The 24944-nt window shown below is 45.2% G+C and carries 19 protein-coding genes; 3 read left to right on the top strand and 16 right to left on the bottom strand.

What is annotated here, in order from left to right; all coding sequences use genetic code 11:
* Positions 1-4 precede the first annotated feature (4 nt).
* From EV212_RS07540 to EV212_RS07605, 14 genes are all read right to left on the bottom strand, one after another.
* A complete protein-coding gene (locus EV212_RS07540) occupies positions 5-1219 on the bottom strand; it encodes a hypothetical protein (RefSeq protein ID WP_132091235.1) in 1215 nt (404 codons plus the stop codon).
* Positions 1220-1224: 5 nt separating this feature from the next.
* Complete coding sequence (locus tag EV212_RS07545) at positions 1225-1974, bottom strand: type II secretion system F family protein (protein WP_132091238.1); 750 nt, start codon at positions 1972-1974, stop codon at positions 1225-1227.
* The gene (locus tag EV212_RS07550) at positions 1971-3260 is read right to left on the bottom strand and encodes a CpaF family protein (RefSeq protein ID WP_132091242.1); all 1290 of its coding nucleotides are present in this window, start codon (positions 3258-3260) and stop codon (positions 1971-1973) included. Before EV212_RS07550 ends, EV212_RS07545 begins: the two co-directional genes overlap by 4 nt.
* An 11-nt stretch (positions 3261-3271) precedes the next feature.
* Entirely contained in the window at positions 3272-4141 is an 870-nt protein-coding gene (locus EV212_RS07555) for a hypothetical protein (protein WP_132091245.1), read from the bottom strand.
* A gap of 242 nt (positions 4142-4383) precedes the next feature.
* Entirely contained in the window at positions 4384-4677 is a 294-nt protein-coding gene (locus tag EV212_RS07560; protein WP_132091248.1) for a pro-sigmaK processing inhibitor BofA family protein, read from the bottom strand.
* Between the two features lie 66 nt (positions 4678-4743).
* Entirely contained in the window at positions 4744-6780 is a 2037-nt protein-coding gene (gene glgB, locus EV212_RS07565) for a 1,4-alpha-glucan branching protein GlgB (RefSeq protein ID WP_132091252.1), read from the bottom strand.
* A gap of 9 nt (positions 6781-6789) precedes the next feature.
* A complete protein-coding gene (locus EV212_RS07570) occupies positions 6790-8136 on the bottom strand; it encodes an alpha-amylase family glycosyl hydrolase (protein ID WP_132091255.1) in 1347 nt (448 codons plus the stop codon).
* Entirely contained in the window at positions 8136-10307 is a 2172-nt protein-coding gene (locus tag EV212_RS07575; RefSeq protein ID WP_132091257.1) for a tetratricopeptide repeat protein, read from the bottom strand. Before EV212_RS07575 ends, EV212_RS07570 begins: the two co-directional genes overlap by 1 nt.
* An 838-nt stretch (positions 10308-11145) precedes the next feature.
* Positions 11146-15534, bottom strand: coding sequence for a coiled-coil domain-containing protein (locus tag EV212_RS07580; RefSeq protein WP_132091260.1), 4389 nt, complete (start codon positions 15532-15534; stop codon positions 11146-11148).
* Positions 15521-16240, bottom strand: coding sequence for a DUF6063 family protein (locus tag EV212_RS07585; protein ID WP_132091263.1), 720 nt, complete (start codon positions 16238-16240; stop codon positions 15521-15523). Before EV212_RS07585 ends, EV212_RS07580 begins: the two co-directional genes overlap by 14 nt.
* Positions 16240-17763: a hypothetical protein gene (locus EV212_RS07590; protein ID WP_132091266.1), complete on the bottom strand. Its 1524-nt coding sequence runs from the start codon at positions 17761-17763 to the stop codon at positions 16240-16242. The genes EV212_RS07585 and EV212_RS07590 overlap by 1 nt, the downstream gene beginning before the upstream one ends.
* Positions 17764-17778: 15 nt before the next feature.
* Positions 17779-18315 (bottom strand): hypothetical protein, encoded by a 537-nt coding sequence (locus EV212_RS07595; protein WP_132091269.1) that lies wholly within the window; start codon positions 18313-18315, stop codon positions 17779-17781.
* A 21-nt stretch (positions 18316-18336) separates the two neighbouring features.
* Entirely contained in the window at positions 18337-19407 is a 1071-nt protein-coding gene (locus EV212_RS07600) for a PTS transporter subunit IIC (RefSeq protein WP_132091272.1), read from the bottom strand.
* A gap of 15 nt (positions 19408-19422) precedes the next feature.
* A complete protein-coding gene (locus EV212_RS07605; RefSeq protein ID WP_243115504.1) occupies positions 19423-19971 on the bottom strand; it encodes a transcription repressor NadR in 549 nt (182 codons plus the stop codon).
* Between the two features lie 126 nt (positions 19972-20097).
* On the opposite strand from EV212_RS07605, the gene EV212_RS07610 reads away from it, so the two are divergent.
* From EV212_RS07610 to EV212_RS07620, 3 genes are all read left to right on the top strand, one after another.
* Positions 20098-20367: a hypothetical protein gene (locus EV212_RS07610; RefSeq protein WP_132091275.1), complete on the top strand. Its 270-nt coding sequence runs from the start codon at positions 20098-20100 to the stop codon at positions 20365-20367.
* A gap of 6 nt (positions 20368-20373) precedes the next feature.
* The gene (locus EV212_RS07615; protein WP_132091278.1) at positions 20374-21294 is read left to right on the top strand and encodes a calcium/sodium antiporter; all 921 of its coding nucleotides are present in this window, start codon (positions 20374-20376) and stop codon (positions 21292-21294) included.
* A gap of 96 nt (positions 21295-21390) precedes the next feature.
* Entirely contained in the window at positions 21391-22098 is a 708-nt protein-coding gene (locus tag EV212_RS07620) for a polysaccharide deacetylase family protein (protein WP_132091281.1), read from the top strand.
* A 3-nt stretch (positions 22099-22101) separates the two neighbouring features.
* Here the strand turns inward: EV212_RS07620 and EV212_RS07625 are convergent, their stop codons facing one another.
* Positions 22102-23541 (bottom strand): TrkH family potassium uptake protein, encoded by a 1440-nt coding sequence (locus tag EV212_RS07625; RefSeq protein ID WP_132091284.1) that lies wholly within the window; start codon positions 23539-23541, stop codon positions 22102-22104.
* Between the two features lie 3 nt (positions 23542-23544).
* Positions 23545-24924: a Trk system potassium transporter TrkA gene (gene trkA / locus EV212_RS07630; RefSeq protein ID WP_132091287.1), complete on the bottom strand. Its 1380-nt coding sequence runs from the start codon at positions 24922-24924 to the stop codon at positions 23545-23547.
* Positions 24925-24944 lie beyond the last annotated feature (20 nt).

Genomic DNA, 24944 nt, shown 5'->3' on the forward strand with positions numbered 1-24944 from the left:
CCTCCTATAAGTTCATTGATAAAAATGCAGGAATCATCAATATAGCAAAAACCACTGTCATAAGTAAAACCATCGGCAAAATCAGCCGCGTTCCTGCTTCCTCCGCTGATTTCCGGGCATTTTCCCGACGGAGCACCTCTGCCTCACCGACTTCCTGGACAAGGAGTTGATTCATTCCTCTGGCTCCCCGTCTTACCTGCTGGACCAACAGGGAAGCTAGTCGGATATACCCCTGTGTCCCGCAACGCTTTCCAAAGTTTTCATAGGCTTTCAGTTCCGGAATACCATAATTCATCTCCCGTACAGCTGTTTCCATCTCCTCATATCCCCATCGGTTTTTGCCGGTGCGTTCCCGCCAGTTCTGATAATCCGAGCTGATTTTTTCCCAGGCTGCCCGCACTGTCATTCCTGAGCCGATCAGAAGCACAAGACGATATACAATTTCGGGATAATCCTGACGCAGCCCGTCTTCTCTGTTTTTAAAATACTGCATCCGTCTTTCCTCCTGACAAAAATACAGCAGAATCAGACAAAGATTTCCAAAAACAAAAACCTTTGGCCATATGGGAATATCTTTGCCATACCATGTGAGCGCTGTCTCACCAATATTTTCCGGCAGTACGAACTCGGCTTCCGTCTTTTGATCGGACTGAAGCCTTTCCAGCGCTTTCGCCACGGATTCTTTTAAAACCGTTTCTTCATCTTTTTCCGGAGGAATGATTCGAATAGGGTAATCTACGATTTGTTCTTTATCGCCGTAACTTAAAACAGCGCGGACTGTCGTGTCCAGAGGCGCCATCTCCCTGGCTTCGTCTGTAATCGTCCCATCGTTCTGAACCCACCGATAGCTTTCCGTTTCCCACCGCACAGCCAGACCAAGTGTCTCCACTTCCGTCGGAAAATACAGATTATAGATAACCGTCTGGGATGAGGTGTTTTCACCCAGCCAGACACTATCCAGCCATACGCATCCCTGATCAAAAATCGTTTCCATTTCATCTTCCCGGTAGCTTCGCTCGGCCAGTTTCAGATTCACAGGGAAGCTCCCCTGATCCGTCTGAAACTCCATTTGGATTTCTTTATCACCCATACCCGGCGGATTTCTTTCAAGCACACGAATCGGTTCTTTGACTTCAAAATATCCCTTCAGCCAGAGTACCGCTGTCACACCAGTAACAACAATACAACCAGCCAGCAGCCATTTTTTCCGCTTATCCATTCTCCTCACTCCTTATTCAACTGTAATATTTTCAGTCCCATGCAAAATGCACCGATGTATACAAAAAGACATAGGGTCATCAATGCGGCTCCAACCGGATTGCCATACAGTACGGACATAAATTCCGGCGAAAACAAACGCATGTATACAATAATACCGGCAGGAATCATACACATAAAAAGGAATTCATTGCGCTTCGCCCCGATCAGCCCCTCGATTTCATAAGTTGTTTCAATACGCTGCTGGATTTTTTCCACGCTGTCACGCACAAGCATGGCCAGCTTGCCGCCCTGCCTTTTTCCAAGAACCAATATTTGCGTAAAATTTTCAATCTCCGTATCCCGGCAGCGTTCCGCCATCTCTTCAAGACATTGGGCTGTGGGAATGTTGTGTTCCATTTTTCGACACACAAATTCCAGCTCTAAAAGCATTCTGGATTCCGGTTTAAGAATTCGTTCCATATCCTCCCATGCCCTTCTCAAACTTTGTTCTACCGTTGCTCCCGCCGAGAGTGAACTATAGATGGATATCATCACATCCTTAAATTCAAGACGCATCTGTTTTTGATACTTATTCACTTTCAATGCAGAAACCTTTGGAAAAAACAACAGATATCCCGGCCACCCGGCCACAGAATAAAGAATTGTATCGTAGAACAACCACCCCACCGCTGTGCAGAGCGCTATCCATAGAAGTCCCATTTGAAGGTGCTCCCGACACGTCAGACAATATCCCCCTTCATTTGTAAGCTTCACAGTCCGCCCTCCAGTTGGAGCGCTGCCGCTTCAAGCTTTTTCCTGTGTATCAGCCTGTTTCCTGAATATATAAGCCGTCCGGAAACTTCATCTTCAATTTTCTCATAACAGCCCTCTTCCCGAATCACATTTTCAACCTTGTCTTCCGCCACCTCTTTAAAAATGAATAATGGATTTAAACGTATCTCCCCGTCTTCGTATCCGACAACCTCTGTAATCTCTGTTACCCGACGGCTTTTATCCCGAAGTCTTTCTAATTGGACAATAATATCGATTGCCGATGCAATCTGCTTTCGTATGGCCATCAGAGGAATATCCGTTCCCATAAGCACCATTGTTTCAAGCCGGCTCAGCATCTCTTCCGGCGACCCGGAATGACCTGTGGAAATTGAACCATCATGACCGCTGGACATGGCCTGAATCATATCCACACTCTCAACGCCCCTCACCTCTCCTACAATAATCCGGTCCGGCCGCATCCTCATGGCACTCTTGATCAGATCCCGGATGCTCACCTGATGCTCTCCGTCCGCATTGGCATTCCGGGCCTCAAGCTTTACCAGATTGGTAATATTATGTATTTGGAGCTCGGCCGAATCCTCAATCGTAATTACCCGTTCATCCTCCGGTACATATCCCATCAATGCATTAAGCATCGTCGTTTTCCCCGTGCCCGTACCGCCGGAAATAAATATATTATATTTTGCCTGCACGATTTTTTTCAAAAATGCCGCTGCCTCTTCAGTCAATGCTCCCTGGCATATCAAACGTGTCATACTCATCGGCTCCTCTGGAAATTTCCTTATCGTGAGTATCGGCCCGTTTAAGGCCACAGGTTTTAAAACGACATTTACCCTGGAACCATCCGCCAGACGGGCATCCACAATGGGTGAAGCTTCATTAACCTGCCGATTGACTCCGGCCACAATTTGCTGAATGACATCTTCCAGTTTTTCATTGGATTCAAATGCCTTGTCCCATCGACGCATATGACCATTTTTTTCGTAAAAAATATCGCCAGCTCCATTCACCATAATTTCCGTAATATCTTTATCGTCCACAAGCTCCTGCAGCAAGTCCAAACGCCGGACCGAGTTAAACAGTTCCTGTTTCATCATCAGTTTCTTATAACCACTCAAATAAACATTTCTGCTTGCCGAAACAATCAGTTCATCAATCTGTCCCATAATTTCTTCATCTGACCATTCACCACCGGTTTCCAAAGTCTCCAACAATTCACTTTGAAGCTTCTTCTTCAGCAATTGATAGTTTTCTTTACACTCCATACCTTTCTCCCTTATTCTTCCATCATTTTCTCCATCAACCCGTTCATTCCCATATAAGCTGTCATCTTTTCAAATTCCCGTTTCCTAAAATCTCCAAAACCATCCTGACCCCACTGTACGTAAATCCGGTCACACCACATAAAAAGCTCCATATATTCAGGCATCCGCTCAAACACAAGAATGACCGTTCCGTACCTGCTTTTTCTCAAGGTATCCATATAAAAATAATGCCACGCTTCCAATTTCACCTCCATGCGGTCATACACTGTCCGAAATCCCCTGAGATAGTCCATGTCGCCCTCTGAATACACCCAATCACTGATTCGCTTTCTTTCCTCCTGTTTCTGCATATGATAATAAAACCATTCACCCAAGCCATTTTGATCCGAATTTTCCACCGGGAATGTGGAAAATTCCGCCAATGATATAAGCAGCACCTCCCCGTTTTTCAATCTTTCTCTCGCCTTTTCCACCGCCAGACGCTCCGCCTCCGGCCCACTGGCCGGGCCATAAATGCCAATGACCTCCGTATCTTCGACTGCTTCCTCGCCGAATATTTCCAACAGATCTTCATAAAGCTTTTTCGCCGACTGATATTTATCAATCACCGGCCAGGCCCCGTCATACCCACTGTCGTCTTTCAGCAAAATAATCTGACACCCGACAATTTCTAAAAGGCATTCATCTCCTTCTCTACTTCCGTATTCCGTCAAAGCCTGTCCTGAAACCAGCAATACCTCCGGCATTTCTTTAAGACATGCTCCCAAATCCGTATAGGTTTTAATCCGCCACAAAAACCCGGGATGCCGCCTCAAATATGCTGCCAGCCGTCTTAAATATAACAGCTCAACATCACATATACACATGTGTCCGTAAACCATACGTTCCTCCCTGTTCAGAGATGACATCTATATACTATTTTGATACAATAATTGGAATTTTTATTCAGAATTGAATGGATAAGTCAATTATATACATGAATATCTGCTTTGTAAAGCCTTCGAAGCTACCAATCCTTCGAAGGCTTTCAGCTTTTTTCGACTTGAAAATACGATATATTTGTCCATGCAACATAAGGTTTTATCGAAGTTAATCACCTCTCGTTCTTTGCCGCAGATATTTGTCAATGAAATATCTGCCAAAATCCAATGCCATACAGGGCAACGATTCCCGGAATTCCAAGAAGTGCGGCGACAGCAAAATTGACCAGGTTCATTCCCACCGGTACAAAAATGCCAAAACTGCCAAAAATAATATTTGCCAGTCCTATCACCACCATTCCTGCAATTCCCCGAAAAAGCCCCGTCAGTACACAGCGCCCCTGCTGGAATATAAGACTTCCAATAAAAAAACAAGAGCTTAGAATAATAATCGTCATTAACAGTTGATTCTGTGTCATCGTCTCACCCAAAATCATTGATTATTAAATCATACGCTCTTGTCTTATTTTTTATGCCTGCCCCCATGGGATACAGGTCCTTTATTACTTTTTCACTTTTTTTCGCCCAGTCTTTTTGGCTGTTCCTTTTTTACTTTCGGTTCTTGTTCTCTTTGCGGCCGACTTACGCAGGTAAGATTTTCTTGCCCTGCTTCCTTTGGTCTGTGATTTTTTTGGAGGAACATAGTCAAAACAGAATGCGACCATTCCGAAGGCCGGCAAATCGTATTGTATGGAATTGTCCTGATAATCCCATTCGATTGGCTCCGAATGAATCGGAGCTTCATTCAGCATCTCCTCCCCGCCATAGACTTTTCGGCTGTTATTGAAAATCTCCGTATAGATTCCCGGACATGGCACGCCGGAGCGGAACCCTTTATAAACCACCGGCGAAAAATTAAAATGGAACAACAGACAATTTTTGCCGCTCTTTGTCATCCGACAGAAGGTGATCATATTGCGCTCTGTATCACCGCCGTTAATCCACATAAATCCGGCTTTTTCATCATCCAGTTCATACAACGCCGACTGGCTTCTGTAAAAATGAAGTAAATCTCTGTAATAATTGTTCAGTTCCCGATGGGCCGGCTCATTGTCCAAAAGGAACCAGTCAATACTTCTTTCTTCACTCCATTCCCGAATCTGGGCAAAATCCTGTCCCATAAACAATAGTTTCTTTCCCGGATGAGCTGTCATAAATCCGTAGGCCACACGAAGATTTCCAAATTTATCCTTCATCTCTCCCGGCATTTTACCAATCATGGACCCCTTCATATGTACAACCTCATCATGAGACAGCACAAGAATATATTTTTCACTGTAGGCATAGGCAAAGCTGAACGTCAGCTTGTGGTGGTCATATTTACGGAAAAATGGGTCGACCTTCATGTATTCCAAAAAGTCATTCATCCAGCCCATATTCCATTTATAAGTAAATCCAAGCCCTCCGTTTTCCGGTATTTCCGTCACCATCGGCCAGGCCGTGGATTCCTCCGCGATCATCATCGCCCCCGGACATCTCTGGTGAATGATTGAATTTAAATGTTTTAAAAATTCCACCGCCTCTTTATTCTCACGGCCGCCTTCATCATTCGGCACCCACTGACCATCCTGACGGCCGTAATCCAGATAAAGCATTGAAGCCACCGCATCCACTCTGAGACCATCCACATGGAACTTTTCCAGCCAGAACAGTGCATTGGCCACAAGGAAATTGCTGACCTCCGGCCGATGGTAATTAAAGATATAGGTTCCCCAATCCGGATGTTCGCCCCGGCGTGGATCCGGATGTTCATATAAGGCCATTCCGTCAAAACGGGCCAGACCATGCTCATCCTTTGGGAAGTGGGCAGGAACCCAATCCAAAATAACTCCGATGCCCTGGCTGTGCATATAATCAATAAAATACATAAAATCCTCTGGGGTCCCATAACGGGAAGTCGGCGCATAATAACCTGTCACCTGGTACCCCCAGGATGCATCCAACGGATGCTCGGCAATACCGATTAATTCCACATGGGTATACCCCATATAATTTACATATTCGGCCAATTCCTTTGCCAACTGACGGTAGCCGACAAAACCATGGTTTGCCCCATCAAAACTCTTTTTCCATGAACCGAGATGGACTTCATAAACAGCCATCGGCCGATTTGTCTCATGGGGCTTTTTCTTGGCTGCCTCCCACGAATCATCCGTCCAATGATAATCCCGGATATCTGTGACGACCGATGCATTTTCCGGTCTCACCTGACACAGATTTCCATAGGGATCCGCTTTATAAAGAATATCCCCGGACTGGGTCCGGATCACATATTTGTAAAGTTCGCCTTTACCTACCCCTGGAACAAAGGTGTCATAAATTCCAAGTCCCTCCACCGAATCCATTGGATTTTTATCAATATTCCAGCCATTAAAGTCACCGACAACCGAAACCCCGGCCGCATTCGGTGCCCATACAGCAAAATACGTCCCGGCTTCCCCGTCCTCTTCCGCCAGATGGGCTCCCAACTTTTCATAAATTTCATAATGTCGTCCGGCTTTGAACAGATAATTGTCAAATCCCGTAATTCTATGTTCCATATAAACCCCTCATTTCACTTGGTAAATTCGGCCTTCATGTCCTTGAAGGACCATATGCACCCGTCCACTTTCCGCCGGAAGTACCTGTCCCGACATTAAATCGCAGATGCTGCTGCCCGATATCGGAAGATTGATATCCACACTGGCTTCCGAATCGTCATTATTTAAAGCCACGATACAAGCATCACCCTCAAAGCGGCGGCCGTATACATATTGGCGATTTGTCAGCAGTAATTCGACATACTCTCCATAAATCAGTTCCTTTCTGGAAGAACGTATCTGAGCCAGTGTTCGAATCCATCGGGTCAAATCCGTTTCTTCCATCTCGGAAAGCACCAGTTTCGGTCTCAACGGCGCATCGCTGCCGTTCACCTTCTGTCCGTGGATTCCGAACTCCGAACCATAATAAATCGACGGAATTCCCTGAATCGTAAACAAAAACATATATACTGGAAATAAGTCCTCCGGAACCGCCAGCTTATCGATAATCCGGTCTACGTCATGATTATCTACAAAATTATATAAGACCGCATCCCTGCACAGTCCATATTCTCCAAAGAGACGGCGCAGCGTGTGGGCCATCTCAAAATAATTATGGCTGTTATGAGCCGAATAAATACCCTTATGCAGCTCATAATTTGTCACAGAGTGAAGCATTCCCGGAGCCACCCATCGGCTGTAATCCCCGTGAATGACCTCCCCCATCAGCCAGAAATCCGGCTTCAATCGCTCCGTCTCTTTACGGAGACGGCGCATAAATTCAAAATCCAGTACGTCGGCACAATCCAGACGTATACCATCAATATCAAAATTCTCAATCCAAAAACATACCACCGACATCAATTCGTCTGTGACCTGGGGGTTCCAGACATTTAATCGGGGCAGTTCCGGATATCCTCGCCAGGATTCATACCAGAATGGGTCTCCCAGGGGGCTGGTGCCGTCAAAATTCACCTGGCAATACCAGTCCTTTCCCCATGAATCCCATTTCTGTTCCTGAAGATTTTTAAATGCCGGAAATTCTCTGCCAGTATGATTAAATACGCCGTCCACAACGACTTTTATTTCCCGCTCATGACAGGCATCCACCCACTGTCGAAATCCGGCGTTATTTCCAAGGCGGCGGTCCACCTGACGATAGTCCCTTGTGTCATATCCGTGACTGGTCGATTCAAACAACGGTCCGATATAAACCGCATTGCATCCCAGTTCCTTTATATGCTCCACCCATTCCTCTCCAACGGCAAAAAATGGATCCGCCCCCTCCTGAAAAGGCATCGCCGAGTCATTGCGTTCCGGTGCACCGCATAATCCCAGGGGATAAATATGATAAAATATTCTGTCTTCGAATAGCATCAGTCAAAATCCTCCGGAAGTAATGTAAACATACTTGCCTCTTTATATGCATTATCCAGCACTGTCATAAATAAGTTTTTCATATTACGTTTTTCCAGATTGACAACAGCCTCATCAATGACAGCCATAACATCTTCATAGTTCACGTCTTCCCCGGTTATCGTTCGTTTTTCAAAAATTTCCCGAAGAGTTACCATTCGGACTTCCTCCGAAATTTCATAACCACGCCGTTTTGCATAGGATTCGGCCAGCTTCACCAGCTCACTTTCATCATATTTTGAAATATTGATGACATTCAGGAATCGGGAACGCAGCTTCGGATACTTTTTCCACAATCCGTGAAGATCCGATTCCGAATCTTCAAGTACGATCGCAACCTTCTGTTCGTCCTGATTTACATAATCCGAAATAATATTAACCGACTTTTCATCCAATCTTCCCGCGCCGCTGATAATCAGACAGCCTCCGGATATTTTTTCAAATACCGGCGAAAAATCCATATTATTCAGTTCTTCAGATGTAGCCCGAACGATCTTTCCTTTATCGCACATACCATAAGTATTCAGTGCTTTGGCAATACCGATGGAAATCTGTGACTTCATGCTTTCATCCGTGCCGGATACAACAAAATTAATATCATATGGTGCCAGAATATCTTCTTTTTCAAGAAGTGAAGATTCCAGCTTTGTAAATGTTTCCGCCAGCTGTTTTTTAACATTCTTAATATCAACCGCCGTAGAGAAAATATCCAGAACCGTATCCGGCACCGGTATATCCTCCATGACAATTTCATCTTCGTCCTCAGCCGATGCTGCCTCCTTCTTTTCCACTTCTGCAACGGTTTCCTCCGGCGCTTCCGGATGTGTCTCGGCTGCCGTATCCGCTTCTGGCTCAACTTTTATCTCTTTTGGACTTTCCGACACGTTTTTCGCTACCGTTTCTCCTCCAAAGAATAAATCCAGAGCCGTCTGATCCAGCTTATTTTCAATAACTTCATCCTCTTCTGCTTCTCCGGTAATATCCTCCGGCGTTACCATACGCATGCGGCTGCTAAAATCCTCCTTCTCCACCGGATGACCAGCAGGTCTGCTGTTCTCAACATTTCTCTGGATTCTTGCAATAAAATCCTGTTGGTTCACATCCGAATCGGCTTCTGAAATTATTTCGTCCTCTTCCTCATCTTCATCTTTTCCAGCCAGAATTGCTGCTGCCTTTGCTGCAATTACCGCTGAGTCAAGAACCATGGTCGCTCCCATATCTGTTCTTTTTTCCTCCGGCTTCTGAACTGGTACCTCCGGCTCCTGGATTGCCACTTTTGGCTCCTCAGTTATTACTTTTTCGTCTGACCCGGAAGACTCCGCTACTGCCGCAGCCAGAAGATTCTCTTCCGTTTTCGTCTTTGCCTCCACTGCCATCGCTTCCGTACGTCCGCCTTCTTCCAGATCATAGACATCTGAATACTCGTCATCATCCTTCATATATTCATCCACATTCAACGGAACATTCAGGCCGCTGCGCTCCAAAAGTCCTTCTGAATCAAACATATAAGTCGCACCTACTGTCTGATGCATATCCGGTCCCGGGTCACCGGTACCTCTGCCACCGTTGACTTCTGCTTTAAGTGCATTGGCCATGTCCACATATTCACCATGACCAAACCACAAGATAATTTCATCACACTCTCGAATACATTTTTTATCTTCACCGGCTTCATGATAAAGCTTCGCCAACTCATACGCCCATTCCTCAATATATTCATAATCTTTTAGCTGTTCCAGAGTATGGATGAGCACGGACGTCCGCTCACCCTTTCCCTTGTCCAGCCGATATCGGAGAATATACCGGTGCAGATCTCTTGACGCCACAGAAATAAACTCTTTATAGTAATATTCCGCTTCTGAATAGCTTCCCTTTTCAATATACAGGCTGGTAAGCAGATCCAACGCCCGGCGTCCCTTCGGCATTTTTTCATAAGCTTTTAACAAAACTTTTTCTGCCAGATCATTTTCGCCTTCATGTAAAAATATCTCACCCAGCAAACACAGGGAAGATACGTTTTTCATTTTATTTAAATCCAGCTTTTCAGCAAGCTTTACCGCTGTCACATAGTCCTGATCATATGTACAACTCTTGATTTCTTTCATTAAATCAGCTTCATTAAATTTTTCCACGGTTTCATCTCCTTACAACTATATGCAATAATTACCCAAAATAATTTTAACATACTTGAAATTTCTTGACAATAGTTGATAAGACCGTGGCCATTTGCCCTGGCACGAAAAAGCAGCCGCCCTATCGTCTTCCTGATAAGAACGGCTGCTTAACAATGAACTGGTTCAATCATACTTGAATTCCTTTCCTACTATAACTTGATATATACTTCATATCAATTATAATATATTCATCTCACTATTTAATTTTTTTGGTATATCTTAATTTATAATAATAATACCTAAATCATTTAACTTTTTTATTTTATATTCATCGGAGTATTTTTACAATCAACTTCTTTGCTACTTATGCAACTTATCTTGTTCTTACAATAATTAGATGATTACTTATAATTGATGAACTTCTTCCAGGCTATCTCCGAATTTTCTATCATATACTGACTTGTATCTGGACTCTTTAATAATTACGATCAATTTTTATTTTTTCTTAAGTTCTTCAACAACCTGTAAATATTCTTCTGCTATTTACAAATCATCGGCTTCTTAAATTTTTACCTTCTCGCAAAGAATATAATCATCTGAATTATTGAGCATTTACTATTTCATTGGACTCACCCCTTATTTTTATTACTTCTTTGTTTGTTTATGTCTATATTATAATCATGACGCTTTCATTTGTCAATACATTTTTTAAAAATATTTTAATTTATTTTTCATTTTATTATATATAGCTTTATTTATCTGTTTTTACTGTTTTAATTTTCATATTTTTCAGTTAATTTCCACATCACATAAAAATGCCGAGGCCCTTATATCTCCACAAGGCCCCGGCATTGTTTCAAATAAAATCAAAAACTTCCTGTTCAAATTCCAGCTTCTCGTATTCCATCGAAGCTACATCCACATTCGAACTGTAATCCACAACAACGGTCTGCTGCATCTTATCAATCATCTTCTGTCCCAAAATATAATTGATGTCGAATTTACCCGTAATGGCCGGTGTGGCTCCCCGGGTCGGTACGATCAGTTGAACATGGTTTTTCCGAAGCAGTTCAAAGATTGGCTGCCAGATATAAATATCCTTGGCCGCACCAAAAGGATTATCAATAAAGATAACTTTCTTCAGATCCGAGCCGTCTCCGCCACCGGAATATACCATGGAAATGTAATTGATCACACCGATCAAAAACTGGATGTAGATTCCCTGGGACTGTCCCGTACTTCCCACAGCCTCTTCATATTTCAGATAGCGGCTCTGTTCTTTCACCCGTTCCCGTTTATAAAGCTTTAAACGAATACTGTTCATATCGGTAACAATGACCGAGAACAACCGCTTCCAGGAAAGCTGCTGACGGATGTAAGCCACCCGCTCCTCCTGGGTGCTATAGGCGTCCGTCCTGGCTACAATATCGTCAATGTATTCCGACATGCGTTGTGCATACATTTCTTCTTTAACATACGGAATCTGCAGCATGACCGTCGGAATCTGCTTACCGTCCAGCACAATACGGGAATAGACCGGAAATCGCTCCAGTTCGGCCTTAATGCTGACACACCGCTGCAGACACTGCCTTTCAAATTTTTCCTTGATCTGGACCATATCCCGGATGGTTTTCTCGATGCGTTCCTTTTCAAGACGGACAATCTGTGCCGTCTCCGCCAATTGGCCCATCAACTCTCCGGCCTCCGAGGCTGTCGTCGGGATACCGGTCTCCGTCCGAATGGCCTCCGATAATTCAGAGGCAGAAAGCAGGTTCAGGCTCTCAACGGTCTTTTCCTTGTCCCGCTCGAAGCCTTCCCGCTTCCTTTGAATTTCAGTACGCAGCCGTTGGTATTTTTCATTGATTTCCCGATGTTTTCTGCGAATATCCACATCCATTCCATAAGTTTCTTTCGTCCGGTTAAAACGAAGGTTTTCATTGCGGATGGTCCGCTCCAAATCCCGCTTTATATCATCGTATGCCCTCAGATCTCTATAGGCATTCTGGATACTGTCTTCCGTTTTCTGATATTTTTCTTTCATCTCAGTCAACGCCTGACGCTGCTGTTCCATAAATGCGGCATAATCCACATATGGCATCTCCACACGCTGAAATGCTCCATATTTTTCCTCAATGGTACTGACACCATGAGCCACACTTCCGAAAAGCTTATTCTTATCCTCCCGGAATTGAAAAAGGGTATCGGCCTGACGCTCTATTTCTGCTTTCAGCGAAGACAGCTCCTGCTCCATTGTTTCAAAAGCTGCCGCATCCAACGGTATCAGGCGTCGTTCCTTTGCCATTGTTTCCAGCAATGTTGTTTCCACACCCCGCTTCTGGATCATGCGCATTGTTGTATCCATCATCTGCTGATAACTCTCCAAAAGCTGTTTCTTATCTTCCAGATCCGAATGTTCTTTTTCATAGGATTCTTTCAATGCTTTAAAACGCACATCAAGAGCCTCTCCCGTCAGATTATTTTCTCCTGTCTCCCCCGGCACATAATAGGTCTCATACAGAGAATGCCACTGGTTCTCCATCTGTTCCAGCGCTTCACGAAGCGTTCTTTTCTGTGCTGCCAGCGCTTCACCGGTTTCCCTGGCCCACTGCAGCTTATCCCCGGCCTGTTTCTGCTGATTTTCATTCTCCTGAATCGCCGTCTCCAACTGCCGTTTCTTCTCCTGCAGGGTTGTCAGCCGCTCATCAATGGCCTTCATCTGTTCCAGCACATCAATATCTTCATCTAACGCCTGATTTTCCTCATTCACCTTCTTTAAAGACTCTACGGCCTCATCCCTGCTTGTCTCACACGCCTTTAAGGCCGCCTCGTTCTGCCCTGTTTTTTCTTCGAGAACTGCCAGTTCTTCTTCAATCTTTCTCTGGCGTTCCGCCCGTTTTGCATAATGCTGCCGGTAATTCAGTTCAAAACCGGCCATATATTTCCTGTCGGCATCCATCGTCCGTTCCCGGTCTTTCAGTCGTTCAAGAGTGTTCCTGTTCTCTTCCAAAATCTTCTCCAGCCGTTCACCGGCCTCCTGGCGCAGCGCAGCATCTTTATACCATTCCGGATTTTGTGACAAGAAGAGAATTTCTTCCCCGGTCACCACCTCCTCCTGGCGCATGACCTGTGCCAGAGAAATTACAGGTACAAGCCCGTCTCCCAAGTCCATTTCAAGCAGAACCCGATCTTCTTTTATTTTAGACAGACCACTTTCCAGAATAACGGCCTCCGGCAGGAATGGAATTCGCTCTAACAGTATTTTCCGATCATAATCATCGATATTTTTCAGGTAATCTCCGCCGAATATACATTTTAATCCATGGCATCGTCGTATGTATTCAATTACAGTCTCCACCGCCGCACTCGGTACAGCCGGACTTCCCTGCCGGAAATTATCCAGCTGTTTTTTCAGCCGTTCGATCTCTCTGCGCTTCAACTCACCGTCCAGAATAACCTTTCGAATCTGACGATCGATCAGTTCCATCAACGACTCCCCGTCATCGGCACGATAAATCCGAACCAGTTTATCCCGTTTTTCTTTTTCCCGGGCATAGCTGTCCATAAATACTTTGACATCTGCTTTTTCTGCTTCCAGATATTTTCTTCTCCGCAAATGGTCTTCCTGCTCGAGCGTCAGCCGCTGAATCTCAGTCTCCTGCATCGTCTGAAGATTCATCAATTCCCGATATTTCAATTCATTCGCCCCGCGCTGCTGTTTCTTTTCCCTCAGCGTTCGGCCAATGTTCTCCATAAATAATACGGGTACCTTTTTGCAGAGAAGACGATACTGCCTATTGCCTTCATTTTCAAAACCCGATATTTCCTTCATCTGGCTTTGTAAGACCGCACCTTCACTAAACATCTGGCGCTCCTTTTCCTGAGCTTCCGCCAGTAATCCCGCCGTCTCCCCGGCCGCTTTTTCCACTGACCACACTTTTTTATTTAAGAGCTGTCGTTCTTCCTGATTCAGTGCAAACCGTATTCGTGCCAGTCGCTGCAGCTCTTCCAGAAGCCCTTCACTATCATTTTTATCCTGAGATAAAAATATCTTCAAAGTTTCCCATTTTTTCTTCACCTGAAGATAATCGGCATAGTCCTTCACACTTTCTGCCAGAGCCAATGCCTGTTCCTTCTTGCTCAGGGTCTGCTTCATCTGTTCCAGACCGGCCGCATATTTTTCCGTATCCGCTTCCAGCCATTTTAAATGCTCCTGACTTTCCTGAATCTTTAATGTATCCAGTTTTCTGGAAATCTCCCGGATATGTTTCTCCGCATGCTCTTTTTCCTTCTGACAAACTGCCAGTTCTTTCTCCTTCTTCCGGTTTATCCCGGTCACTGTATGATAAGCGCGTATCATATCCGTATCCAGTGCTTCTTTTTCAGCATAAACCTTTTTCAACAATTCCACGCGACTGGAAAAACCTTCTAAGATCTCTGCCTGGCGGTCATAATAGCCCATCTCTTCCTTACGGCTGGCCAGTTCCGCCAGCTTATCTTTAATCTGAATCAGGGTATCCGCCATATCCCCATCTGTTTTGCCATTCTGTTGAAAAGCCCGCTGGATGACCTCTTCAATCAGCAGGTCCTCCACCACTCTTCGGGTTGTTTTGTATCGATTTTCAAAATAGGTCCGTACATGGCCTTCGGTCTTATTAATTCCCCGCAGAATCTCCCAATGACTTTCATAAAGGCCATAACTGCTGATGAAGCGCTGATATTCGCCCTTCCGCTCAAAAATATGAACCTCAATTCCCATATCCCGTCGGCCAAGTTCCTTTAAATAGGACTTTAATCCGGTATAGGTCACCCGCTCTTTTCCGTCGCTTAACGGCAGATTGACCAGATCATTGTCATTGTACCCCCGATAAAATAAAACGTAATTGAAATATTCAATGGACGCTGTCTCCCGAAGCTCTTCCCGGGCCTTCCGGGCACAGAAGCCCGTCAACATATATTTATATCCGTCATGAATGAACCGGTCGTCCAGTTTCCACTCAATCAATGAGTGAATTGTCTTACTTCCCTGTTCTGTACGGAACAACTTTTCAATGGGCTGCTTATCATCCAATGTACAATTGGGTATCAGATTCTGAAACAACAGCAGCATTAAAACACTTTTGCCTCCGCCGTTGGCCAGATCATAAAGGGCATTCCTGCCGTCGAACCGAAGAATAAAATCATCATAAAACTGGGTTCCGAAATTATATTTCACATTATTCACACGAATCCGATTAATATGAGGCATCTCTATCCCCTCCTGTTACAATGCTGTACAAACGCCCCCGGTTCTCCTCGTAATAATTCTCTGCCAGGGCACGAAACCGCGGTTTCACATAGTACCGTCCCTGGGATTCGAAAAATAAATCCTGGGAAACGAGAAAGTTAAAAACAAGCTTTACAAATCCGGTCTTAGAGCCTCTGGCTGCTTTCAATGACGCCATATCTTCATTTGACGGAACAAGCGGCATGTCCTCCCACAGCGATGCCAGCGTCTGGAAACTGTTTTCTTCCACCGCATTTAATGCCTGTCCATGCAGCGCCTTCAACGCCTTCTGCATCGAACTGTCCGTCTGGGTAATAACTTCTTCACACCGTACATAATCCGTGTAGGAAAAGGTTCCCGAATCCTGATAAAATAAAAGAATAATATTATAGATAATAAAATAGGCCAGATATAATTCCCGGTTCAGACGCAGACCGATGACCCGCTTTAATTCATCATTGGTAAAACCAAAAACCCGGTTACCGTCTCCGGCCGTCACATACAGGCTGCTGCCAAATTCATAAAGGCTCAGATTGGATTTCTTTAAAATAGACATGAGAATATCATAGACCTCACTGTTATTCTGATAAGCCTCATATAAATCCACATGTTGGGCACTGCTGACTTCTTCCCCTACAATGAGCAGCGTAAATATTTCCATTGCTTTATCCAGATTTCCATGGTCCATCACATTCCCTGCCTTTCAAATCGTATATTTGTCAAATAGCCCCGTTCCCCAAGATCGATTCTCTCCTCCGGCAAAAATTCCAGTATAAATTTCAAATCCTCATATTCTTTATCCCGATTCCCGCGCACCAGTTCGGCCATGACTTCTTCCAAAAATGTATCCGGATCATCACGAATATGGGCCAGGTCATAATAATCCTTCTGGCTCAGATGCACCAGAAAGGCATAATAATCCCCATTCCTGAGAATCGTATCCGTAAATTTCATGACATAAAAATAGTGAAGTTCGGACAGAGTCAGGCTCTTTCTCTGCAAAAGCAGATCAAACAAAATCTTCAAAAGCAACCGATGATTATGACGGATTCGCACTTCTTCTGTCTCATCCTCAAAAACATAAGTTTCTTCATCACCGGCCGGAATCGCCTCCCCTGTCTCTTCATCCTCCGAGCGACAGGTCATTAAATCTTCCAGCCGTCCGAACTGAAAAGTTTTTCGAATTTTCAATCCAAATAGTGGTGATGTCATGGCCTCCAGCAGCCGGATATCATCCTTTTCCATAGCTTTTCGGAGCAAATCCGAAAAATCCATCGTACGCCGAAAACGACTCCGTTTCGCCTTCAGCATCATCTCGTCCGCCTGAACCTGAAGATTTGTGCAGGTTTTCAGCAAGGCCTCATGACGGTCCATCGCCTTTTTCAATTCCTGATTCAGATAGTAAATCTCCTCCATAGTCTGGGGCTGATAATGTTCCTCCCTGGCTCTTAGAAGCGCCTTTTTTACCAGTTCCAGATTGGTATCAAAGAGCTTCTGTTCCTCGTCAAACCATTGAAGTCCTTTTTTAGAAAATGTTTCCAACGCCTCCATGCCCTCAAAAATATTATGGCTGAGCAATGTGACGATCTCGCCTTGTTGCAGCATCAGCCGGGTAACTTCACTGTTGATCCGGCGAATCACATCCACGCCGCCGCGGAAATTTTTCGAACAAATCATTTTTTCCAGCAGAATCTGCTGAATACTGATCCTGCTCTTCTCCTTCGTCTCCTTTGTTTCCAGATAGAACTCAATACCGTCCGACGAAATGGAGTAACATATTTCTCCCTCCTGATAGCTGCTCTCAAGCAATCGGGTCCTTCCCTGCTTCATGCACCGTTTCTTTGGATCATAATATTCAAAATAAAAAGGACGGCCCTCATTAGTCAGCTTATCAAATATGTACTGGATCAGAGCCGCAGAGGCATCTTCATCCTCCTCAAAATCAAAATCTCTAACAAGAAGCTCCCGAAGAAAGTTCTCATAATCTCTGTATATTACTTTTCGGTCGTTAAAACTGTTTTCCTCAATAAAAAAACGGAGGACCGCCATGGTGACATACCCCATATCAATCCTTTCATAACGGCCTTCCCTGAACTGATTCAGAGAATGATCGCAAAGTCTGAAAAACGGATAAAACTTTTTCAGATTCACCATCCGTTCTTCATGCTCATCAATGATATCATGGATTAAGATATGGGATTCTGTCCTCATAGGAGCCTCCTTGCATTAACAAATATATTTTTGAATAACACCAATTAATTGTTCTTCCTGGGAAGAATCATAGCGAATCAAAAAGGTATTGCCCTTAAACTGCCGCGGTTTGATCAGATATGCCTTAAATCCGCCCTTCGGCAGTCTGTCTACCGACCGAATGTCGCTCCACGGCACGTAGCCATAATCATGTACGAGAATACCATTCGTAAAAATCTTTGTCGGGCTGATGGTTCGAACCGCCAGGAAAAACAACAGGCCGGCGATGAGAATCACCGCTCCCGTAAGCACCGAGTAGTAACTCTCCGGCATATTCGCAGTCGGCGTATTTTTCTCCGTAAAAAGCCGAATAATAACAACAATGCCGACAGCCAGAATAAATATCAGTGTCAGCCATTCATTTCTTGGCTGCTTCACAGTGATCAGTTTTTCTCCATAGGATTTATCCACATGAACAGCTTTCCAGATCTGAGTCAGAAAAAAAATCAGGAAGCCGATAGCAGCCAGAATAAACGCACCTCCATGAGCCAGTTGATTAATGATTTCATTCATTGTGTGTTTCCCCTTTCGCTTCTATACGTTTAACTTCATATCCCCATTTCGGATATAGCCCATTTTCCGCATACCCTGGGCAACCCCCATTGTAACGACCGCCGGTAAAAGAAAATGAAAAACCATAATTTTTATCAATACAAGCACCGGTGATTCCATAGCCACCATCGTCTGATAAGTCATGATCGACCCCACCAGACCTGAAGTTCCCATGCCCGAACCCGTGGCATTGTTCACCATATGGAACAACGGTGATATGGCGATCGGTCCAAGGAGCGCCGACGACAAAATGGACGGAACCCATATCAAAGGTCTCCGAACAATATTCGGCACCTGGAGCATGCTCGTCCCAAGTCCCTGGGATAAAAGTCCTCCCAAACCATTATCCCGATAACTGATCACCGCAAAGCCGATCATCTGGCAGCAGCACCCAATCGTTGCCGCTCCGGCAGCCACACCGTTTAACCCGAGAATAATTCCCAGAGCCGCCGAACTGATCGGTAATGTCAACACCATCCCCATCACTACAGAAACGACAATTCCCATAACGATCGGCTGCTGTTCCGTTCCCCAGTTAATAATCCCGCCCAGCCACGACATAAAGCCGGAAATCGGCGGTCCTACAATAATCCCTACCACACCACCGGTTAAAATCGTCACCGCTGGTGTCACAAGCAAATCGATCTTTGTCCGTCCGGCAACAAGATGCCCCAGTTCAATGCCTATATAAGCCGCAATAAAGGCGCCTAAAGGCTCTCCCGGCCCCGAAAGCACCATTGCTCCATTTTCCGCAAATAAAGTTCCCGCTGAAATGGCACTGGCATAGGCTCCGATCATTCCCGCCGCTGCCGCAGACAAAGTCACATACACCGACTCTTTAAATTTATAAGCTACGCCCACGCCGATACCAGCTCCGGTCAGCCGCTGAGCCACCAGAGCAAAAGCAGATATATAGGCCCCGATATCGCCACCGATCATATCCCCAACCTGCTTCATGATCGTTCCTATGATCAACGTTGAAAAAAGTCCGAGTCCCATGCCGCTCAATCCGTCGATAAATATATGGGACAAAAATCTCTGTATTCCTTTCATATTGCTGTCTCTCCTCTACTGTATCACTAAATAGCCCCGCGCCTTCAGGTCTCTCTCGATATTGTCCAGAATACGTTCCGACGATGCCTCTACCGTATGAATATGCATGCCGTTGGAAATCTGGAGCAGAGGCCCGGCTTTGCTGGAACCCATACGCTCATAAAACTCCATGACATCCTCCTTGTTTTCCAGGATCAAATCTGCCTGAATCTGTCCATAAACATCGTGGGCAACGATGACATTTAATACTTTTCCTCCATTATCCACGATCAGAGAGAGTTCATCCACAATCTGCTCCTTCGTATGGTTCACCATGAAAGAACGACGGTATTTTTTTGCAGGCCCCTGCGTATATAAAATATATCCCTTTGGCGTAGCAAAAATTTCCGCATTGCCGGCCCTGAGAAGGGCGATATCCTGTACGATAACCTGACGGCTGACACCAAGCTGTCTGGAAAGGGAACTTCCGGAAACCGGCCCCGAACTGTTTTTTAAAATATCCAGCAGCTTTTCTCTGCGGACATCACCTTCAACCATACCATTCACCCACTCTAAAACTGTCATGTCATATAGTTTCTTAATGATTATAGCACAGGAATTGACATATGTAACATACTTTTTCACGAAATAATCCTTGCTTCCACGGAAACTCTCCGCTATAATTCTGTAATGTAGAAGGAGTTGTAAGTCATGTTTCGCATATGGATGAAAATTTTTAAAGAAAACCGCCTGGTTCAGGATACAGTCATCGCCCTGGATGACCCTGATATGAGCCGGACCGCCAAAGTCTTTCAGGCTGTGGCAGATGCCAGCCTCATTTTTGATCTGTCCCAGCCAATCTGGTTGGACGCCAATATCCGTGAATTTAAAAGGCATAATAAGACCCGTTTTACCCAGGATAATTTTGTCGAAGAAATTCCCTTTGATTTTCTGGAAATTCATGTCATTGAAGAGGATTAGAAGCTTATGATGTATATATTATTAATTATCGGTTTTTTTCTGTTAGTAAAAGGTGCTGATTATTTCGTTGAAGGAAGTTCGGCTATTGCCAGACTTTTAAAAGTGCCTTCTGTAGTCATCGGGCTGACAATCGTAGCCATGGGAACCAGTGCACCGGAAGCCGCTGTCAGCATCACCGCCGGCCTGGCCGGAAGTAATGAACTGGCCCTGAGCAACGTCATTGGTTCCAACCTTTTTAACCTGGTACTTATCGTTGGCATATGCGCCCTCATAAAGCCTTTTATCGTGGACCAGAGCATTATGAAACGGGATTTCCCAATCGCTATCCTCAGCTCGGTCTTACTTCTGTTTTTTATACGGGACGACTACCTCTCCCGGACAGAGGGATTGATATTGCTTTTCCTGATGGCTGCCTATCTTGTTATGACGGTCATCTCGGCCATCCGAAATCCCATCACCGTCAATGATATGGACCGGCCTCTGCCGATGCACACCAGTCTGATCTATATTGGTCTCGGCCTGGCCGCCATTATTGTCGGTGGCGATCTGGTCGTGGATAATGCCTGTCGGATCGCCGCCGCCTTCGGTCTCAGTGAAACCCTTATCGGTCTGACCATTGTTGCCATCGGCACTTCACTGCCTGAATTGGTGACATCGATCACCGCTTCCAGAAAAGGCGAAAGCGGCCTGGCCCTTGGAAATGTCGTCGGTTCCAACATCTTCAATATTATGTTTATTCTCGGCATGTCCTCCACCGTCCATCCGATTGCTTCCGATGCGGCTGCCTTTACCGACATTCTTATTTTGATTGGTTTGACTTTGATTATCTATATTTTCTGCAAACTCCGCAGACAAATGGGACGGTTCATGGGCGCAGCCTGTGCCGCCGCTTATCTGATCTATTCTGTTTATATTGTCCTGCGCTAGTCTGAGACGGCATGAGCCCTGTTCGTTCATGCCGCTTTTTCTCTGAATATTCCCCAAGCTCGTTTCATAAGTTGATAAAAAAAGGATTTTCTCATTATGAAAACATTTCTAAAGACCGGCTGTATCGTCTGCACACTATTTCTCCTTGGTACTCTTTTTTATGAATGGATTTATCCGGATATCTTTATCACCGCTTCGGCCAGAGCCGATGAGGGACTAATCGAATTTCTCCCCACCGACGCACCTGTCGTTGCCCTGACCTTCGACACAGTTTCAGAAAGTGACACGACATCCCAGATTCTCGATATTCTTGAAACCAACCAGGTCCCGGCTGCCTTTTTTATCACCGGCGCCTGGGCGGATGCTCATCCGGAAGATGTAAAACAAATTGCCAAAGCCGGCCATATTCTTGGCAGCAGCGGAGAAAACCACAAAAATATGGTCCAGCTATCCGATGCCGAATGCGAACACGAACTGGCGGCCCTCCACCAGAAGATCAAAGACCGGACCGGACTGGATATGACCTTTTTTCGGCCGCCCTACGGTGCTTCCACGCCTCAGCTCATTCAGCTGGCCAAAAACTGCGGCTACACTACGATCGGCTGGAGCTGTGATTCCATGGACTGGAAGGACTATGATTCGGAAGCCATCATCAATGCAGTATGCCGCAATTCTCAGCTAAAAAGCGGCGCCATTATACGCATGCATCTGGGAACCGAAAACACGCCGGAAGCTCTGAAAGCCATCATCCTCAATCTAAAAGAAAGAGGCTACGATTTCGTGCCTCTTTCTGAAGTTCTTTAAGTTTTATTTTTTCCATGTCGATGGTGCAAACAAAAGTAAAATCGGGAAAATTTCCAGACGTCCAATCAGCATATCCAGGGATAATACAAGTTTGGACAGTACCGAATAGGCGCTGAAATTGGACACAGGGCCGACTGCACCCAGGCCAGGCCCAATATTGTTAAAGGTTGCCGCCACTGCTGAAAAATTTGTTTCAAGATCAAAGCCATCCAGGCTCACCACAAGCAGGGAAACCACAAAAATCACAAGGTAGGCCGAAAGGAATGCAAATACAGACCGAAGCATGGTATCATCCACAACCTTTCCCTCCAACTTTGTAACCTTCACACTTCGCGGATGAATAAGCGCTGCCATCTCCTTTTTTACAGATTTCATATATATGATAACCCTTGAAACTTTGATGCCGCCGCCCGTACTTCCCGCACAGGCCCCAATAAACATAAGTGTGAGCAAAATAGCTTTTGAAAAAGAGGGCCACAAATTAAAGTCGGTGGTGGAATATCCCGTCGTTGTCATAACAGACGCCGCCTGAAATGCCGCATGATGGAAATTATGCAGTATGCCTCCTCCCTGGACCGTTAAACTTGCCGTCATTAAAAAGACAGCGCTAAAATAAATGGCAAAATACCACCGGACCTCTTCCATAGAAAAGGCATCCTTTGCTTTCCGATAAAGAATCAAGAAATAAAATGAAAAATTTACACCAAAAAGCATCATAAAGACGGTCGTTACGACCTGAAGGTAAGGGCTGTAACTGCCCATACTGCTGTTTAATACGCCAAAACCGCCGGTCCCTGCCGTACCAAAAGTAATACAGAGAGCATCAAACACCGGCATTCTTCCGATGATCAAAAGAATGAGCATTATAATCGTCATACCCAGATATATTTTGTACAGCGTGATTGCTGTGGCTCTCAACTTCGGCACCAGCTTGGAAACAGAAGGCCCCGGTGATTCCGCCTTCATAAGCTGCAGATTGTGTTCGCCTCCGGCCAACGGTAAAATGGCCAGAATAAATACGAGAACCCCCATACCGCCGACCCAGTGGGAAAAGCTGCGCCAGAGCAGCATACACCTGGACATGGCCTCCACATCCGGCAGGATACTGGCTCCCGTTGTCGTAAATCCAGAAATGATTTCAAACACAGCATCGACAAACGAAGGAATCTCACCGCTGAAAACAAAAGGAAGACATCCCATAATACTCATTACGATCCAACCAAGGGCCACAGATATATAACCTTCCTTGGCGTAATATGTCGTCTTTTTCGGTTTTTTTAAAGAAAGCAGTGTTCCGACACCCAGACAGAGTAAAGCGCAGACAACAAAGGCCAGACCGCTGCGTTCCCTATAAATCACGGCCGCTGCCATCGGCAACAGCATTAAAAGGGCTTCGACCTTTAAAATACAGCCGATTATGTATCGTATACTTCCATAATTCATAGCTTACTTCACCGCTCCGTCCAAAATATCTTCTATCCGGCTCAAATGGGTACCTGTCGCCGCAACGACCACCTTATCCCCGGGCAATATACAATCCTGACCGGAAGGTATGATGACCTTATTGGCACGCATAATACTGCAGATCAATAAATTCGGTTTTAATTTAAGATTCATCAACGGCACATTGATCACCCTGGAATGGTCTTCCACTGAAAATTCCAACGCCTCTGCTTTGCCGTCGGCAATCCGGTAGACCATCTCCACTTTGCTGTCCCGCTCATCAATCATGCTGTTCCCCAGATCCCGGACATACTGGATGATATGTTCCGCAGTCAAGTATTTCGGACTGATGATACTTCCTACCGGAATACTTTTAACGATACCTTCGAAGGCAATTTTATTGATCTTTGTAATCAGTTTTGCCTTCGATACCTGATGAGCATACAGTGACAGCATGATATTCTCTTCATCAAAATTGGTCAGCGCCACAAAGGCATCCATCTGCTCCAATCCCTCTTCCAGAAGAAGTTTGCTGTCCGCCGCATCCCCGTAAATAATCGTTGCCCTGTCCAATCTCTCACTCAGCTGATTACACCGCTGTAAATTACTCTCAACAATGGTCGTATTCACTTTCGACCTCAGCAGTCTCTGAGCCAGATAATAGGCAATCGTTCCACCCCCGGCAATCATAACATTGCGAATCGGCCGGGTCGGTATTCCGATCACATTAAACAGGCGGTTCATATCCTCTGTCGGTGCGATCATGGAAATGGTATCCCCTTCCATCATCATCGTATGACCGCTTGGAATGACCACATCATCTCCCCGCTCTAAAATACAAACAAGAAAATGATTGCCATATTTAACGGCAGCATCCATCACCCGAAGCTCATGCCATGGCGAGCCCTTTGGAATTTCAAAACGCACCATATAGGCCCGTTCCTTTGCAAAAGTATCCACATCCAGAGCCGATGGCACCTGAATCAGTCGTTCAATGTCTCTGGCCGTCGCCAGTTCCGGGTTTATAGCTACCGATAGTCCCAGTTCTTCTTTGATAAATCCAATTTCATCCACATATTCCGGATTCCGCACACGGGCAATAGTCCGACAGTTACCGGCCTTCTTGGCAATGAGACAACTGAGAAGGTTGACCTCATCATGTCCGGTCACGGCGATCAGCAGATCCGCTTCCTCAACGCCGGCTTCCTTTTGTATTTTATAACTGTTCCCGTTGCCGATATATCCGATGATGTCCAGCGCATCAACCGCCGCCTCAACTCTTTCCGCCCGCGGTTCAATCACTGTAATTTCATGACCTTCTTCACTGAGCTGTTCAGCAAGTGTGTAACCGACTTTGCCGCATCCTGCAATAATAATTTTCATAACTCTACCTCAAAATAACC

Source organism: Frisingicoccus caecimuris (genome assembly GCF_004340975.1).
Taxonomy (GTDB): domain Bacteria; phylum Bacillota; class Clostridia; order Lachnospirales; family Lachnospiraceae; genus Frisingicoccus; species Frisingicoccus caecimuris.